Origin of the sequence: Herbaspirillum sp., assembly GCF_035644555.1 — a bacterium.
Classification (GTDB): Bacteria; Pseudomonadota; Gammaproteobacteria; order Burkholderiales; family Burkholderiaceae_D; genus Herbaspirillum.
In genome coordinates this window covers 34677-51705 of sequence record NZ_DASQOH010000061.1, presented here as the reverse complement: position 1 = coordinate 51705, position 17029 = coordinate 34677, and the positions used below count along the sequence as shown (strand labels likewise).

Below are 17029 nucleotides of genomic sequence, written 5' to 3'. Positions count from 1 at the left end.
ACGGCCGCGATCTTGGCGTCGTCGATGTTGCTCTTGTCGTACCAGTAGAAGCCGGTATCGATGACCTTGGGCAGCTTCTCGCCCTTGATCGCCTTGACCGCCGCTTCCACCGTCTTGTAGCCGATACCCACCGGGTTCTGGGTGATGGCGCCGGCCATCACGCCTTCACGGATCGCATCCTTCTGCTGCTTGCCGGAGTCATAGCCGATGATGACGATCTTGCGCTTCATTTCCTTGACGCCATTGACCACGCCGATGGCCGAGCCTTCATTGGTGCCGAAGATGCCCTTGATCTTGGGATAGGCCTGCAGGATGGACTTGGTCACTTCGGTGGACTTCAACTGGTCGCCCGCACCATATTGCACGCTGACCACCTTGATCTTGGGATAGTTGGCCTTGATGCGTTCCAGGAAGCCGTCGCGGCGGTCGATGCCGGTGCGGCTGGTCTGGTCGTGGGCGACCACGGCCACTTCGCCTTCTTTGCCGACCAGCTCGGCCATCTTGTCGGCTGCCAGTGCGGCGGCGGCACGGTTGTCGGTGGTGGCGGTGGTGACCGGGATGTCGCTATCCACGCCCGAGTCGAAGGCCACCACCGGGATCTTGGCGGCTTGCGCCTTCTTCAGCAGCGGGATGGCGGCCTTGCTGTCCAGGGCGGCAAAGCCGATGGCCTGCGGCTTCTTGGCCAGCGCGGCGGAGAGCATGTCGATCTGCTTGTCGACCATGGCTTCGGTCTCGGGGCCCTCGAAGGTGACCTTCACCTTCAGGTCCTTGCCGGCCTGGTCGGCACCGGCCTTCACGGCCTGCCAGAACTGGTGCTGGAAGCCCTTGGAAATGAGCGGCACATACACTTCCTGCGCCTGTGCGGCCGAACCGCCGACAGCGAAGGCCAGGCCCAGGGCAGCGCCCAGTAGTTGTTTCTTGAACACGGTAAGTCTCCTTTTGTTATCGATGATGGAGTGCCGGACATTGGCGTTGCCCGGCGGGGCTTGCATTGCTACTGCGAATACTGCTGCGGTGGCTTATGTGGATACCGGTTCAGGCGCGACGACGACGGCGCAGGATGTCGAGGTAGACCGCCAGGATGATGATCACCCCGGTCACCACCGTCTGCCACTCCTGCGCCACCGACATGATGCGCAGACCATTGACCAGCACGCTCATGATGAAGGCGCCGATGATGGTGCCCATGATGGTGCCGGTGCCACCGGAGAGCGAGGTGCCGCCGATCACCACGGCGGCAATGGCATCCAGCTCGTAACCCTGGCCCAGCGCCGGCTGCGCCGAGTTCAGGCGGGACGCGATGATCAGGCCGGCGATGCCGCAGATGGCGCCGGAGAAGGTGTAGACCGCGACCTTCCAGAAATCCACCTTCACGCCCGACAGGCGCAGCGCTTCCTCGTTGCTGCCCAGGGCGAAGGTATAGCGGCCGAACACTGTCTTGTTGAGGATGATGGAAGCGCCGATGGCCACCAGGAACAGGATCAGCACCGCATTGGGAATCGGCAGCGCCGGAATCAGGTCGCCGATCAGCGAATCCTGGGCAATGGCCGAGAAACCCTCGGTATCGTTGAAATAGATCGGCCGGGTACCGGAAATCACCAGCGACAGCCCCTTCAACAACATCATCATGCCCAGCGTGGCGATGAAGGGCGGCACCTTCAGCTTGGCGATCACCATGCCGGAGACCCAGCCCGAGAGCGCACCGAAGAAGATGGCGGCGGCGATGCCCAGCGGCAGCGGCATGCCCCAGTTGGTCAGCACCACCCCGGCCATGACGGCGCAGAAAGTCATCATGGTGCCCACCGACAGGTCGATGCCGGAAGTGATGATGACGTAGGTGCAGGCAATGGCCAGCACGCCGTTGACGGCGGTCGATTGCAGGATGCTGACCAGGTTGTCCACCTCCATGAAATTGGGCGAGGCGACGCTGAAGAACACGATCAGCAAGAGCAGGCTGGCGAAGGCCAGCAGCTTCTGGCGCGCGGCCGGGTTGAACAGGCGGGCGCGCAGGCCCGAGGAGGAAGCGGTATTGGCCATGGTAGATGCGGACGCTGCGGAATGAATGTTGTTTGCCATGATGGTTCTGGTCTCTGATAGGGGTTGGATCGCAGTGCGGCCCGACCGGCTAGTGCGCCACCGCCGGTTCGCGCTGCGTGGCCAGTTGCATGATGTTCTCCTGGGTCGCCTCGGCGCGGGTGAGTTCGCCGGTGATGCGACCTTCGCACATCACCAGTACGCGATGGCTCATGCGCAAGACCTCCGGCAGTTCGGAAGAGATCATCACGATCGCCTTGCCCTGCTCGGCCAGGGCGTCGAGGAGTTTGTAGATTTCGCTCTTGGCGCCGATGTCGATGCCGCGCGTGGGTTCATCGAAGAACAGGATGTCGCAGTCCCGCAGCAGCCACTTGGCAATCACGATCTTCTGCTGATTGCCACCCGAGAGCAGGCGCGCCTGCTGTTCCACCGAAGGCGTCTTGATCGCCAGTTGCCGCACATAGCCCTGCGCCACTTCACGCATGGCACGCTGATTCATGAAACCGGCGCGGGTGAAGCGGCCCATGCTGGAGAGCGCGATGTTGGCCTGCACATCCATGCCCACGGCCAGCCCGAAGTGCTTGCGGTCTTCCGAGAGGTAGCCGATGCCATGCGCCACGGCATCGGCCGGCTGGCGGATCACGGCCTTGCCCCCGTGGATGATGATCTCGCCGGACTCCAGCGGGTCGGCACCGAAGATGGCGCGCGCCACCTCGGTGCGGCCGGCGCCCATGAGGCCGGCAAAGCCGAGGATCTCGCCCTTGCGCAACTGAAAGCTGACATCGCGGATGGCGCGGCCGCGGTTGAGCCCGCGTACTTCCAGCACCACCTCGTTGGCGGAGGTATCCGGCGGGGTACGTTGCTCGCCCTCCAGCGAGCGGCCGACCATCATGGAAATGATGCTGTCCATCGAGGTGCCCTGCATCGGCACGGTGGCGATGTAGCGGCCATCGCGCATGACGCTGACGCGGTCGGCAATCTGACGCAGCTCGTCCATCTTGTGTGAGATGTAGACGATGCCCACGCCCTGCGCCTGCAGGTCGCGGATGATACGGAACAGTTCGGCGATCTCGGCGTTGTTCAGGGCCGCCGTCGGTTCGTCCATGATCAGCACGCGCGAATCGAAGGACAGGGCCTTGGCGATTTCCACCATCTGCTGGCGCGCCACGGTCAGTTCGCCGACCGGTGTGCGCGGGTCCATCTCCAGGCGCATGCGGGCAAAGATGGCAGCGGTCTGGCGATTCAACTGGTCTTCGTCGATGAACAGGCCGAAGCCCTTGCGCGGCTCGCGGCCGATGAAGATGTTCTGCGCCGCCGACAGGTGGTTCATCAGGTTCAGTTCCTGATGGATGATGCCGATGCCCAGCGCCTGCGCCTGGCGCGGCTCACCGATCTGCACCGGTTTGCCGTCGAGGAGGATCTCGCCGCTGTCGCACTGGTAGACGCCGGAAAGGATTTTCATCAGGGTCGACTTGCCAGCGCCGTTCTCGCCCATCAGGGCATGTACCTCGCCGGCGACCAGGTCGAACTGGCAGTTGTCCAGCGCCAGTACGCCGGGGAAGCGCTTGCTGACGTTGCGCAAGGCGATCAGCGGGGGCGCCGACGCGGTGTGTTTCGATGTCTCGTTATGTTGTTGCATGCTCACCTCGGATGCGGATGCATTGGCGGCCATGAATCTCATGGCCGTCGCGTGCGCGACTCTGCGGTCGCTGCCTGCTGCTTGCCCTCTACTGCGTTCGCCCTGTCCATGCCGGTCGGTCCGGCACTGCCGCCGGACCTAGCCGACCTGGGTGGAAAGATCGAAGATGCGCGTCATCGGCACCCATTTCTGTCCGGCCGGCGTCCAGGGCGTGGGCGCCTGGAAACGCCACATCAGTTCTTCCCAGGCGCGCACCCGGGGATCGGTATCGGTCGCCGCTGCCATTGCTGCTGCGTCGAAGACAGCGTCATCGGTCTCCATCACCATCATCATGCGGGTACCGAGACGGTAGATTTCCATGCCGGTCACCCCGTGCTGCTTCAGGTGCTGCGCGATCTCGGGCCAGATGCGTCGGTGATGCTGCTCATACTCGGCGATGAGCGCCGGGTCGTCCTTCAGGTCCAGTGCCAGCACGGTACGCATACGGGCCTCAGCTCAGGGCACGGTCGAGATGGGTGTAACCCCCATCGACGAAAATCCACTGCCCGGTGGTATGCGACGAGCGCCCCGAGAGTAGGAAAACGGCCATGTCCGCCATTTCCTCGGAGGTTGTGAAGCGCTTGCCCAGCGGGATCTTGCTGGTGATGGCGGCGAGCTTTTCCTCGGGGTGATCGAAGGTGGCGATCCAGCGTTCATAGAGGGGCGTCATCACCTCGGCCGGGATCAGCGCATTCACACGCACGCCGTCGGCCAGCAATGCCGCAGCCCATTCCCGGGTGAGTGACAGCTGCGCGCCCTTGGAGGCGCAATAGCCGCTGGTATTGCCCTGGCCGGTGAGCGCGGTCTTGGACGAGACATTGACGATGGCGCCGCGCGTAGCCTTCAGGTGCGGTACGCAGTAATGGGCCATCACGTAGTAATGGATCAGATTGCGTTCCAGCGAAGCGACGAACTGGTCGCGGCCGGCGTCCAGGCCGACGCTGTCGTTGACGCCGGCATTGTTGACCAGACCGTCCAGACGACCGAAGCGCTGCACCGTCTCGGCCACGGCCTGGGCACAGCGGGCTTCGTCCTGCAATTCCAGCTGGAACAGGGTGGCGCGCGGCTGCAGCGCGGTCAGCCGGGTCCAGAATTGCGGCTCCGGTTCGCTACGCGCAAAGACCACCGGAATGGCGCCTTCGGCGGCCAGTTGCATGCTGATCGCCGCACCAATGCCGGAGGCACCGCCGGTCACGATGACGACCTTGTCTTGCAGGTTCAGATCCACTTCAGTCTCCGTAATGTTTTATATTATTTCCTGGTGCCGCCACTTGCCTGCGGCTAGCCGCGAAAGCGGTACTGCTCCAGCGACTCCGGTTTCATCTCGATCGAGAAGCCAGGCAGGCTGGGCGGCATGTAGGCCGCGTTGCGGATCACGCAGGGATCGACGAAATGCTCATGCAGGTGATCCACGTATTCGGTCACGCGTCCTTCCTTGGAACCGGAGATGCACAGATAATCGATCATCGACAGGTGCTGTACGTATTCGCACAGACCCACGCCGCCGGCATGCGGGCAGACCACCTTGCCGTACTTGGCGGCCATCAGCATGACGGCCAGGATTTCGTTGACGCCACCCAGACGGCAGGAGTCGATCTGCACCACGTCGATGGCATCGCGCATGATGAACTGCTTGAACAGCACGCGGTTCTGGCACATCTCGCCGGTGGCGACCTTGACTGCGCCGATGCCTGCACGGATCTTGCGGTGACCTTCCACGTCATCCGGGCTGGTCGGTTCCTCGATGAACCAGGGCTTGGCAAATGCCAGCTGCTTGACCCAATCGATGGCCTGATCCACTTCCCAGACCTGATTGGCGTCGATCATCAGATGACGCTGCGGGCCCAGCACTTCGCGGGCGATGGTGACGCGGCGCTTGTCGTCGGCCAGGTCGCGCCCGACCTTGAGCTTGACATGGTTGAAGCCCTGGTCGATGGCTTCCTGGCACAGGCGGCGCAGCTTGGCATCGTCATAGCCCAGCCAGCCGGCCGAGGTGGTGTAGCAGGGATAGCCTTCCTGCTGCAGGACACGCAGGCGCTCGGCCTTGCCCCCTTCCTTTTCGCGCAGCAGGGCCAGGGCTTCGTCGGGGGTGATGCAATCGGTGATGTAGCGGAAGTCGATGGTGCGTACCAGCTCCTCGGGCGTCATGTCGGCCACCAGCTTCCATACCGGCTTGCCTTCAGCCTTGGCCCACAGGTCCCAGGCGGCATTGACCACCGCACCGGTGGCCAGATGGATGGCGCCCTTGTCCGGACCGATCCAGCGCAGCTGGCTGTCGGAGGTGACATGACGCCAGAAGCGGCCCATGTCGGCAGCGATCCATTCCAGCTCCAGGCCGACCACCAGATGTTCCATGGCGCGGATGGCGGCGCAGCAGATTTCATTGCCGCGACCGATGGTGAAGGTCAGGCCGTGGCCTTTCAGTTGCGGATGGTCGGTATCGAGGATCACATAGGCGGCGGAATAGTCCGGATCCGGATTCATCGCATCCGAGCCATCCAGCGATTGCGAAGTGGGAAAGCGCACGTCCAGCACGCGCATGGCGGTAATCTTGGTCATCGGTCTCTAGCGTAATGCCGCTGCGGTCCGGGTCGCGCCCTGGGCGCTGCCTCTGCTGCCGCTGGCCGGCGGGGCGGAATGGCCACCCATTGTCATCGTCTCCGGGGACAGGCCCCTCTTTTTATTCACAAATAAAATTTAATTTTATCTGTGAGCGACAAAGCATAACCTTGATTATCCTCTTATTGCCGGGCCGGCCCGATGAAGTTTCGGTATCGATCGATATCGATTTGTGGATGTCCTGCCCACAAGGGAAATAGACATATGAAAAATATTTTTACACATAAAATGTGTCCCATCCCGAAAATCCCCTACAATCCGGCCCCAGAACGTCGGGAATCGCGCCCGCTTTCCCCTTCCGCCTCCCGCCCGCCAACATGACCCAGGCCGCCATGCCCAGAACCAGGAAAATCCAGCCCGCCGACGAGCCCGCGATGCAGCCCGCCGCCACCAACGATGACGACAGCAGCAGCGGCAAGACGCGCTATGCGGCGCCGGCGCTGGACAAGGGCCTGGACATCCTGGAACTGCTGAGCCGCTCGGAGCAGATGCTGACGCTGAACCAGATCTCGCGCCAGCTGGGTCGCAGCGTCAACGAAATCTTCCGCATGGTGGTGACGCTGGAGCAGCGCGGCTATCTGATCGCCGACAACGATCATTACCGGCTGTCGCTGAAGCTGTTCGAACTGGCGCACCATCACCAGCCGATCCGCTCGCTGGTCAGCACCGCCCTGCCCCACATGCGCGAGCTGGCCAACCGTTCGATGCAATCGACGCATCTGACGGTCTACGAGGCGGGACGGGTGATCGTGGTGGCTCAGGTGGACAGCCCCGAACGCTGGGCCTTCGGGCTCAAGGTGGGCGCGCTGGTGAGCCTGACGGATACGGCTTCCGGCCATGTGCTGCTGGCCTTCCGCGACCACGCCGAACAGGCCAGCATGCTGGCCGCGCACGTACGCATGGATGGTGAACAGGAGATCGAGACGGCACAGCTGATGCGGCAGATCGAGGACACCCGCAAGCGCGGGCATTCGCGCATGGAGAGCCGGCAGATCCGGGGCGTGATCAACCTGTCCTATCCGGTGATGGGGGCCAACAACCGCATGCTGGCTGCCCTCAACGTGCCCTATATCGAACGCATCGACAAGAAGGTCAATCCCAGCCTGGACGAGGTGCAAGGCATCGTCCAGGAGATTTCGGCGCGGCTGTCGCGCCTGATGGGCGATTCGAGTTTCGGTTCCTGAACCGGCCTCAGCCGGCGAAACGTACTTCCGGCAGGCCGCGCACACCCGTTTCCGGTACTGCGAACAGGGCGCCGGCCAGCGCATCCTGCTCGCGCTGCTCGGCGGTCATGCCTTCGTGGGCGGACGTGACGAACAGCGTATCGAGCGCCGCGCCACCGAAGGCCACGCAGGAAGGCTGGGCGGTCGGCATGTCGATGATGCGATCGATGCGGCCATCGGGCGCGAAGCGTACCACCCGCGCCCCACCCCATTGCGCATTCCAGACATGGCCGTCGGCGTCCACGGTGGAGCCATCGGGTCCGCCCGGCTGCTGCGCCAGGTCAGCGAAGACACGCTGGTTGGCCACGGTACCGGAAGCCGGATCATAGTCGCAGACCATGATCTTGCCTTCCATGGAATCGCAGTGATACATGCGCGTGCCATCGGGACTGAAGCAGATGCTGTTGGAAATGGCAATGCCCGGCAGCGGCAGGCGCTCCAGGCTCAGGTCGGCATTGAGACGATAGAAGCTGGCGATGGGCGCGCGGCCGGCGTCCTCGTTGAGGGTACCGAAGACGAAGCGGCCCTGACGGTCGCAACGACCGTCGTTCAGGCGCGTGGTCGGCAGGTCATCCTCGATGCGACAGATCGGCGTGACGGCACCAGTGGTGAGGTTGAAAAAAGCCAGACGCGAGGCCAGTCCGATCAGCAGGCGGTCGGGATCGGCAGTGAAGGCGAAACAGCACAGCCGCTCCGGCATCGGCCAGCTGCGCGTGGCGCCGCTTTGCGGATCGTGGTTCCACAGCCGTGAAGCGTGGATATCGGTCCAGAAGACCGTTTGCGAGCGTTCGCACCACAGCACACCTTCGCCCAGTTCATGATGTCCGTCGACCAGCAATTGCGCATTCATCGGATTTCCGCCCGCAAATCAAGTAAATGAAATAAACGATATAAAACAATATCAGTGTCCCGGCCACGCCCTTGTGCGCCGGCCACAAGACAAAAAAGGGTGGGCTTGCGCCCACCCTCAACTACATCAAGACCACCTCAGGAAGGATTACAGATACTACTGGATCGTTACATCAGAACGAGTGGGCGATACCGAAGTAGCCGCCGTTCTGCTTCAGGCCCGAAGGACCGACGTTGCCGCCGTTTTCCAGTGCGTGGGTGGCACCAGTGCCGTTACGAACGGTACCGATGTCAACATACAGCAGGGTGCGCTTGGACAGGAAGTAGTTGATACCGGCCATGTACATGTTGGCGGTACCACCACCGTTGCCGTTACCCGCAGCGTCGACGCTGGCATTGTTGGCGTTGACGTGGAACCAGCCACCGACCAGCTGGAATTGCGGAGTCACGTCATAGTTGGCGCCGATCCAGTAGTGGTTCGCGCGGTCCGGTGCACCGGCAGCTGCAGCATTGGCGCGCAGGTTTTCCCAGCCCGCGAACATCTTCAGCTTGTCGAACTTGTAGGTACCGCCGACGATCAGCTCCTTGGAATGGCTCCAGATGTCGCTGTAGTTGCCGTTGGCGTCACGCACGGTGTCATAGATCACGCGCAGTTCCAGGCCGTTCTTCTGGTAGGCCAGCGAGATGCCGTCCTTGCGGCCATCGCTGCTGCCGGCGTTAGGCACGCCACCGCTGAACGAACCCGGCTTTTCGCCCAGGCTGGTCTGCAGGTTGACGGTGAAACCGCCCATATCCGGGCTGTTGTATTCGATGATGTTGCTGGCGCCAGGCCAGTTGCGGCCGTTGACCAGGCTGGCGGTGCCGATGGCCTGCTGGCCGGTCGGATCCAGGAACCAGACATCGTTGTTGATGAACAGGTTCTTACCGAACTTGACGGAGCCGGCGGTGGCCGAAGACAGGCCGACGTAGGAGCGACGATTGAACAGCGCGGTACCGTTGCTGGTATCGGAGCCGTTGAAGCTGCCCTTGGTCGAGTTGAAACCGGATTCCAGCAGGAAGAAGGCATTGGTACCGCCGCCCAGGTCTTCCGTGCCCTTGAAGCCGATCATGCTGGTGCCCCATTGGTTGTTGGCAGCGCTCCAGCGGGTACCCTGGCCATTGCTACCGGCATTGGTCAGAAAATCGACGCCGGCCACGACGCGACCGTAGATGGTGACACTGCTTTGCGCCTGCGCCTGTGCCGAGAACGCTCCCATCAGCGCGAGCGCGCACAGGGTCTTTGCTCCAATAAAGGATGGCTTCACTTGCTTCATGAATAGTCTCCGTGGATATTGCCGTTTAAATTTTTGTCGTCGGTGGGCTTGGTCGTGCAGCGTTGCACTTCAGACCCCTTGAATCCTGACGGACTCCTGACGGTCTCCCAACTTTTTGTTTTGATGCTGCCCGACCTTCTCTTCTTTCATTCCGGCCCTATGGTCGTTGTCCTGTACAGTCCGGAATGTGGCTAGATACTAAGTATTCGGTTCATGTCTTTCCAATGAAATCTTTAGCAATTCCGATATGCGATTTGATATCATGAATTTCTAAGAAAAAAATCATTGAAAAAATTTAGAACACCGTCCCCGGAGACTTATGAAAAACAGTGACCCGAACTGGTTTCTGCGGGCGCGATTGAAGACCCGCCAACTCCTTCTGCTGATCGCCCTCGACGACACCCGCAACATCCATCGCGCCGCCAGCGAGCTCAACATGACGCAGCCGGCCGCCTCCAAGCAGTTGAAGGACCTCGAAGACATGCTCGGCGTGTCGCTGTTCGAGCGCCTGCCTCGCGGCATGCGGCCCACCATCTATGGCGAGGCCATGATCCGCCATGCGCGCATGGCCCTGACCAGCCTGTCCAAGGCGCATGAAGACATCGTGGCGCTGAAGTCCGGCCTGTCCGGCCAGGTCGATGTGGGTGTGATCCTTTCGCCGGGCATGGCCCTGCTGCCGCCGGCCATCGCCCGCGTCAAGGAACAGGCGCCAATGTTGCGCATCGGCGTCGAAGTGGAAAGCAGCAACATTCTGCTCTCGCGCCTGCTGCACGGCGAGCTGGACTTCATCATCGGCCGCATCCTCGACGAGGAAGCCCGCAGCGGCCTGCTCTACGAGGAACTGGCCGACGAGCCGGTGTGCGCCGTGGCGCGCGTGGGACATCCCTTCCACACCCGCGACGACCTGACCCTGGCCGACCTCGCCGGCGAGGCCTGGATCATGGCGCCCAAGGGCAGCATCCTGCGTGCGCGCTGCGACCAGATGTTCCGCGAGCAAGGCCTGGCGCCGCCCTCCAACGTGGTCGACACCACCGCCATCCTGTTCATCACCAGCCTGTTGCAGCAGACCGATTTCCTCTATGCGATGCCAACCGAAGTGGCACGCTATTACACCCAGGCGCGCCTGATGGACATCCTGCCCATCGAACTGCCCTGCCGCATGGCCGGCTTCGGCATCATCACGCGCCAGGACAACCTGCTCTCGCCGGGTGCCAACCTGGTGCTGCAGGCCATCCGCGAAGTGGCCAAAATGATCTACTGAGCCGGCATCTCGCCAACCCGGGCATTATGCGGCGCCGGGGTCGCCGGACTGCGCCGAGTTTTATTAAGAAATGTAAGGAAGAGTAAGCCGATCTGAAAAATCAAAATCAAGGCCTGCTCGAAACAATTTCAGGCGCATCAATTAATTAAAAAATCGCTGTAAAAAAACAACACTTCAATCTCTCAAAAAACTAAGTTTTTCCGAGTTGTATGACAGACCTCTCGACTTTTCAGCGCGACAGGAAACAGACACAAAAAAAGAGTCGCCATTTGGCGACTCTTTTTCATGCTCCCACCGCAAAAGCGGAGGCAGGCCGGCATTAGACCCAACCAGCATCGACAATGAATTCCTGCGCGGTACACATTGCACTGTCGTCAGCGGCCAGGAACAACACCATGCGCGCCAGGTGCCAGGGCAGCAGATCCTCCTGCAGGCACTGGTTGCGGGCGATGGCTTTCTTGCCTTCTTCATCCAGCCATAACTTGATCTGACGCTCGGTCATGACCCAACCCGGCGTGACCGTGTTGACGCGGATCTTGTGCGGACCGAGGTCGCGCGCCAGGCCACGGGTCAGGCCCAGGGTCGAGGCCTTGGCCGTGGTATAGACCGGGAAGCCGCCGCTGGACTGGTGCCAGCTGATGGAACTGAAGTTGATGATGGAGCCACCGCCACGCCGCTTCATGCCGTCCACCACCGCTTGCACGGCGAAGAAGGATGGGCGCTGGTTGATGGCGATGCGGTCGTTCCAGTACTCCAGGGTCACGTCTTCCAGCTTGTGACGTTCGTCATTGGCGGCGTTGTTGACCAGCACATCGAAGTCACCAAGTTCGCCCTGCAGGTCGGCAATGGTCTTCTGGAATGCCGGGATGTCGCGCAGGTCGCAGTGGCGGAACAGCGGCTTGGGATAGCCGGCGCTGGACAGCTCATTGCACAGTGTCTCGCTGGCTTCGCGGGCGATATCGACGAAGGCCACGTGGGCGCCCTGTTGCGCGAAGGCTTCGACGATGGCCGCGCCGATGCCGGTGCCACCGCCGGTGATGAAGACGCGCTTGCCCTTCAGGCTGGGGAAGGTCGCCAGCTGCACGTTCTGGGGAGTGTTGCTCATGAGGTTTCCTTGCTGGCCGGTGTCATGCCGACACCGGCGCTGTCTTGTCGTGATGGATCAGTGCGAGTGCTTGGGAACGGCGGCACCGCGGCAACCGACCAGGAAGTCGAAGTCGCAGCCTTCGTCGGCCTGCAGCACACGGTCCACGTACAGGGACTGGTAGCCGCCGGCCATTTCCGGCTTGCGTTCGGCCAGTACCTTGGCGCGTTCAGCCAGGCGGCGCTGCATCTCCTCCTCGCTGATGTCGAGCTGCAACTTGCCGGCATAGGCGTCCAGTTCGATGAAGTCACCGTCTTGGACGATGCCCAGCGGCCCACCAGCGGCCGCTTCCGGCGCCACGTGCAGGATCACGGTGCCATAGGCGGTGCCGCTCATGCGGGCGTCCGAGATGCGCACCATGTCTTTAACGCCGGTGGCCAGCACCTTGGGCGGCAGGCCCATGTTGCCCACTTCGGCCATGCCGGGGTAACCCTTGGGACCGACATTCTTCATCACCAGCACGCAGGAGGCATCGACATCGAGGTCCGGATCGTTGATGCGTTCCTTGTAGTGCGCGAAGTCTTCGAAGACCACCGCGCGGCCGCGATGCTTCATCAGTTCGGGGGTCGCGGCCGAGGGCTTGAGCACCGCGCCGCGCGGCGCCAGGTTACCGCGCAGGATGCAGATACCGCCATCTTCGATCAACGGCTTGGCCAGCGGCCGCACCACTTCATCGTTATAGATCGGCGCATCCTTGACGTTGTCCCACATGGTCTGGCCGTTCACGGTCAGCGCATCGGGGTGCGGCAACAGGTTCGCTTCGCCCAGGCGACGCAGCACGGCGGGCAGGCCGCCGGCGTAATAGAACTCTTCCATCAGGTAGCGACCCGAGGGCTGCAGGTCCACGATGGTCGGGGTGCCACGGCCGATGCGGGTCCAGTCTTCCAGTTCCAGGTCCACGCCGATGCGGCCGGCGATGGCCTTCAGGTGGATCACGGCATTGGTGGAACCACCAATGGCGGCATTGGTACGGATGGCGTTCTCGAAGGCCTTGCGGGTCAGGATCTTGGACAGCGTCAGACCTTCCCAGACCATGTCGACGATGCGCATGCCGGACAGGTGCGCCAGCACATAGCGGCGCGCATCGACGGCGGGAATCGCTGCATTGTGCGGCAGCGACACGCCCAGCGACTCGGCCATGCAGGCCATGGTGGAAGCGGTGCCCATGGTGTTGCAGGTACCGGCCGAGCGCGACATGCCGGCTTCGGCGGCCATGAAGTCGTGGATGGTGATCTCGCCAGCCTTGACCTGCTCCGACAGTTGCCACACCACGGTACCGGAACCGATGTCACGGCCCTGGTGCTTGCCGTTCAACATCGGGCCGCCGGTCACGACGATGGCCGGCACGTCGCAGCTGGCCGCGCCCATCAGCAGAGCCGGGGTGGTCTTGTCGCAGCCGGTCAGCAGTACCACGCCGTCGATGGGATTGCCACGGATCGATTCCTCCACGTCCATGCTGGCTAGGTTGCGGGTCAGCATGGCGGTCGGGCGCAGGTTGGATTCGCCATTGGAGAACACCGGGAACTCCACCGGGAAGCCACCGGCTTCGATGATGCCGCGACGCACGTGTTCGGCGATCTTGCGGAAGTGCGCATTGCAGGGCGTCAGTTCCGACCAGGTGTTGCAGATGCCGATGACTGGTTTGCCCTGGAATTCGTGATCGGGGATGCCCTGGTTCTTCATCCAGCTGCGGTACATGAAGCCGTTCTTGTCGGCAGTGCCGAACCAGCCGGCCGAGCGCAGGGTGCGGCTCTTGTCTTTTTTGTCGCTACTCATTGTTGAATTCCTGACTGAAGAAAACGAAAGGATCTGGTGGTCCCGAATGCAAAAGGCGGGCAACCCTGCCCGCCCTGCTCATCCGGATTACTTGTTCTTGTTGTAGACGTCGAAGCAAACAGCCATCAGCAGCACGAAGCCCTTGATCATCTGCTGGTAGTCGATGCCGATGCCCATGATGGACATGCCGTTGTTCATCACGCCCATCACGAAGGCGCCAATGACCGCGCCCATCACCTTGCCCACGCCACCGGAGGCGGAAGCGCCGCCGATGAAGCAGGCCGCGATCACGTCCAGCTCGAAGCCCAGACCGGCCTTGGGAGTGGCGGTGTTGAGGCGGGCTGCGAAGATCAGGCCGGCCAGCGCGGCCAGCACGCCCATGTTGACGAAGGTGAAGAAGGACACGCGTTCGGTCTTGATACCGGACAGCTTGGCCGCCTTCTCGTTGCCGCCCACCGCATAGACACGACGGCCCAGGGTGGTGCGGCTGGTGATGAAGGTGTAGAGCACCATCAGCGCGAACATGATGATGAGCACATTGGGCATGCCGCGATAGGTCGACAGCAGGTAGCTGAAGGCCACGATGGCGGCAGCGAAGATACCGTTCTTGAGCAGGAAGAACAGCACCGGTTCATCTTCCATGCCGTGCTTGGTCTGCTTGCGGCGACCGTGCAGCTTGACCAGTACCAGCACCACGGCAGCGACCACGCCCACGATCAGGGAGGTGGTGCGGAAGGTGGTGTTGCCGGTCAGTTCGGGGATGAAGCCGGAAGACAGCATCTGGAAGGTCGGCGGGAACGGGCCCAGGGACTGGCCCTGCAACAGGGCCAGCGCCATGCCCTTGAAGACCAGCATGCCGGCCAGCGTGACGATGAAGGACGGAATCTTGAAATACGCGATCCAGTAGCCCTGCGCCGCACCGATCAGGCCACCGGCGATCAGACAGACGATGGAGGCCGGCACGAAGCCCCAGCCATAGTCCACCATCAGCACCGCCGCCAGCGCGCCGATCAGGCCCACCACCGAACCCACCGAGAGGTCGATGTGACCTGCCACGATCACCATCAGCATGCCCAGCGCCATGATGACGATGTAGCTGTTCTGCAGCACCAGGTTGGTCAGATTCAGCGGACGCATCAGCGTGCCGTCGGTCATGATCTGGAAGAAGGCCATGATGGCCACCAACGACATCAGCATGCCGTATTCACGCATGTTGTTCTTCAGGAAGCTGCCGTAGTCCTTCTTTTCGGCGGCGCCACCGGCGACGGCCGGCTTCTTGCTCACGTCAATGCTTTCCATTGTCTTGCTCCTCTGGTGCTCTCTGGTCTTTATGATAGTTGCCGCCGGTTTGGCTCCGGCTTGGTGTCAGGTATTCAGGCGGCCCGGGACAGGCCAGAATCGTCGATGCGCTTGTTGCGCATGATGGCGCGCATGATGTTTTCCTGGCTGGCCTCGGCCTTGGGCAGATGGCCCACGAACTGGCCTTCGTTCATGACGTAGATGCGGTCGCACATGCCCAGCAGCTCCGGCATTTCCGACGAGATCATGATGATGCACTTGCCCTCGGCAGCCAGCTTGCTGATGATGTTGTAGATCTCGAACTTGGCGCCCACATCGATGCCGCGTGTGGGCTCATCCAGGATCAGCACTTCGGGTTGCGAGAACAGCCACTTCGACAGCACCACCTTCTGCTGGTTGCCGCCGGAGAGGTTGACCACCTTCTGCAGCACGCTGGAACAGCGGATGCGCATCTGCGCCTTGAAGTCGGCGGCAATCTTGTACTCGCGCGCCTCGTCGATGACGGTACGCTCGGAAACGCCGCCCAGGTTAGCCAGCGAGATGTTCTTCTTGATGTCCTCTTCCAGCACCAGGCCGTCGCCCTTGCGGTCTTCCGTGACGTAGGCGATGCCCTTGTCGATGGCTTTCTGGATGGTGGACAGGTCTGCTTCCTTGCCATGCAGGAAGACCTTGCCACTGATCTTCTTGCCGTAGGCGCGGCCGAAGATGCTCTTGGCCAGCTCGGTACGGCCAGCACCCATCAGGCCGGCGATGCCGACGATCTCGCCGGCGCGTACCGTCATGTTGACGTCCTTGATGGCCAGGCGGTCGCTGTGCAGCGGATGGTGCACGCGCCAGTCGCGCACTTCGAAGATCACGTCGCCGATCTGCGGATCACGCTGTGGATAGCGGTCGGCCATCTCGCGACCGACCATGTGCTGGATGATGCGGTCTTCGCTGATGGGTTCAGCGCGGCAGTCGAAGGTATCGACCGTGGTGCCGTCGCGCAGCACGGTGATGGAATCGGCCACCTTGGAAATTTCGTTGAGCTTGTGCGAGATCAGGATCGAGGCAATGCCCTGGCGCTTCAGTTCCAGCAGCAATTCCAGCAAGGCGTCCGAGTCGCTTTCGTTGAGGCTGGCGGTGGGCTCGTCGAGGATCAGCAGTTTGACTTCCTTGGAGAGCGCCTTGGCGATCTCGATCAGCTGCTGCTTGCCCACGCCCAGGTCACCGACCTGCGTCTGGGGCGATTCCTTCAGGCCGACCTTGGCCAGCAGTGCCTTGGCGCGCACATAGGACTGCTCCCAGTCGATCACGCCGCCACTGGCCTGCTCGTTGCCGAGGAATAGGTTTTCCATCACCGACAGCAGCGGCACCAGTGCCAGCTCCTGGTGGATGATGATGATGCCCAGGTGTTCGCTGTCGCGGATATCCTTGAAGGCACGCACCTCACCCTTGTAGACGATGTCGCCCGAGTAGCTACCGTGCGGGTACACGCCCGAGAGTACCTTCATCAGCGTGGACTTGCCGGCGCCGTTCTCGCCGACGATGGCATGGATCTCGCCTTCGCGCACCGCCAGGTTGACGTTGTTCAACGCCTTCACACCCGGGAAGCTCTTCTCGATGCCGCGCATTTCCAGAATGTTGCTCATGATGCTGACCTCTCTTCTACCGGTCTTGCGACGCTCTGCCAAGCCGGAGTTTTTATCTCGTGTGCATTGCCGCTATGCAAGCACATCTTCCTGAAAGTATTAGTCCCGCACAGGGCGGGACTATGCTGATCTTGTGTGTATGCGTATTGCGAAAGATTCAGCGGGCGGCGCGGAGCAGATGCCATCGACGCCGCCCGGATGG

At 62.0% G+C, this 17029-nt stretch carries 14 protein-coding genes; 2 read left to right on the top strand and 12 right to left on the bottom strand.

The features are described from left to right. The 6 genes from VE092_RS17165 to VE092_RS17140 form a co-directional block, all read right to left on the bottom strand. On the bottom strand, positions 1 to 926 hold a 926-nt coding region (locus tag VE092_RS17165; protein WP_324878828.1), incomplete at its 3' end, for an ABC transporter substrate-binding protein. A gap of 109 nt (positions 927 to 1035) precedes the next feature. Then, the gene (locus VE092_RS17160) at positions 1036 to 2037 is read right to left on the bottom strand and encodes an ABC transporter permease (protein ID WP_370460919.1); all 1002 of its coding nucleotides are present in this window, start codon (positions 2035 to 2037) and stop codon (positions 1036 to 1038) included. Positions 2038 to 2125: 88 nt separating this feature from the next. After that, positions 2126 to 3673: a sugar ABC transporter ATP-binding protein gene (locus tag VE092_RS17155; protein ID WP_324878825.1), complete on the bottom strand. Its 1548-nt coding sequence runs from the start codon at positions 3671 to 3673 to the stop codon at positions 2126 to 2128. A gap of 138 nt (positions 3674 to 3811) precedes the next feature. Beyond that, a complete protein-coding gene (locus VE092_RS17150; protein WP_324878823.1) occupies positions 3812 to 4156 on the bottom strand; it encodes an L-rhamnose mutarotase in 345 nt (114 codons plus the stop codon). 7 nt (positions 4157 to 4163) lie between these two features. Then, the gene (locus tag VE092_RS17145) at positions 4164 to 4940 is read right to left on the bottom strand and encodes an SDR family oxidoreductase (RefSeq protein ID WP_324878821.1); all 777 of its coding nucleotides are present in this window, start codon (positions 4938 to 4940) and stop codon (positions 4164 to 4166) included. A gap of 53 nt (positions 4941 to 4993) precedes the next feature. Beyond that, a complete protein-coding gene (locus VE092_RS17140) occupies positions 4994 to 6271 on the bottom strand; it encodes an L-fuconate dehydratase (protein WP_324878819.1) in 1278 nt (425 codons plus the stop codon). Between the two features lie 392 nt (positions 6272 to 6663). Here VE092_RS17140 and VE092_RS17135 point away from each other — a divergent pair, with 392 nt between their 5' ends. After that, positions 6664 to 7515, top strand: a complete 852-nt coding sequence (locus VE092_RS17135) for an IclR family transcriptional regulator (RefSeq protein WP_324878817.1) — start codon at positions 6664 to 6666, stop codon at positions 7513 to 7515. Positions 7516 to 7522: 7 nt separating this feature from the next. Here VE092_RS17135 and VE092_RS17130 read toward each other — a convergent pair whose 3' ends face one another. After that, complete coding sequence (locus tag VE092_RS17130; protein ID WP_324878814.1) at positions 7523 to 8404, bottom strand: SMP-30/gluconolactonase/LRE family protein; 882 nt, start codon at positions 8402 to 8404, stop codon at positions 7523 to 7525. Between the two features lie 172 nt (positions 8405 to 8576). Then, a complete protein-coding gene (locus VE092_RS17125) occupies positions 8577 to 9716 on the bottom strand; it encodes a porin (protein ID WP_324878812.1) in 1140 nt (379 codons plus the stop codon). Positions 9717 to 10035: 319 nt separating this feature from the next. Here VE092_RS17125 and VE092_RS17120 point away from each other — a divergent pair, with 319 nt between their 5' ends. Continuing rightward, positions 10036 to 10977: a LysR family transcriptional regulator gene (locus tag VE092_RS17120; RefSeq protein ID WP_324878810.1), complete on the top strand. Its 942-nt coding sequence runs from the start codon at positions 10036 to 10038 to the stop codon at positions 10975 to 10977. A gap of 319 nt (positions 10978 to 11296) precedes the next feature. Here VE092_RS17120 and VE092_RS17115 read toward each other — a convergent pair whose 3' ends face one another. From VE092_RS17115 to mmsA, 4 genes are all read right to left on the bottom strand, one after another. Then, positions 11297 to 12082, bottom strand: coding sequence for an SDR family oxidoreductase (locus VE092_RS17115; protein WP_324878808.1), 786 nt, complete (start codon positions 12080 to 12082; stop codon positions 11297 to 11299). Positions 12083 to 12139: 57 nt separating this feature from the next. Then, on the bottom strand, positions 12140 to 13897 hold the full coding sequence (locus VE092_RS17110) for an IlvD/Edd family dehydratase (RefSeq protein WP_324878806.1): 1758 nt from the start codon (positions 13895 to 13897) through the stop codon (positions 12140 to 12142). A gap of 87 nt (positions 13898 to 13984) precedes the next feature. Next, positions 13985 to 15196: a multiple monosaccharide ABC transporter permease gene (gene mmsB, locus VE092_RS17105; RefSeq protein ID WP_324878804.1), complete on the bottom strand. Its 1212-nt coding sequence runs from the start codon at positions 15194 to 15196 to the stop codon at positions 13985 to 13987. Between the two features lie 74 nt (positions 15197 to 15270). Next, on the bottom strand, positions 15271 to 16827 hold the full coding sequence (gene mmsA / locus VE092_RS17100; protein ID WP_324878802.1) for a multiple monosaccharide ABC transporter ATP-binding protein: 1557 nt from the start codon (positions 16825 to 16827) through the stop codon (positions 15271 to 15273). Between the last annotated feature and the right edge of the window lie 202 nt (positions 16828 to 17029).